The sequence below is a fragment of the Bacteroides sp. 519 genome, assembly GCF_010500955.1.
Lineage (GTDB): Bacteria > Bacteroidota > Bacteroidia > Bacteroidales > Bacteroidaceae > Bacteroides.
In genome coordinates this window covers 1-315 of record NZ_QVMJ01000130.1, presented here as the reverse complement: position 1 = coordinate 315, position 315 = coordinate 1, and the positions used below count along the sequence as shown (strand labels likewise).

The following is a 315-nucleotide window of genomic DNA, read 5'->3' as shown; positions in this document are numbered from 1 at the left end:
ATTCAGGTGCGAACTGGAATAGCCTACCGCATTTGCAATATCCTCGAGGGTAACTTTATTCTCAAGATTGCTTTTCATGTACAGGATGCATTTTTGGTAAAAGATACAAAATCATTGAAATGTTCATATAGCCCAGATTCACCACTGCAAGTAAATCCATTTGTTCGCGCAAAAGGAAATGAATTATTTCAAAGTTTATATCTTTTCGGAACAACCCCTGGTCTACTCCTTTTCCGGTATAATCCATATCTACAAAAAAGAATGTGCTTCCCCATTTGTCGGGTTTAAACATTTCTACTGTAGTAGTTAGTTTAG

General features: G+C 36.5%; 1 pseudogene. It reads right to left on the bottom strand.

What is annotated here, in order from left to right:
* Positions 1-223: 223 nt before the first annotated feature.
* Positions 224-315, bottom strand: a pseudogene (locus D0T85_RS22205) (DUF5020 family protein); the annotation flags it as partial.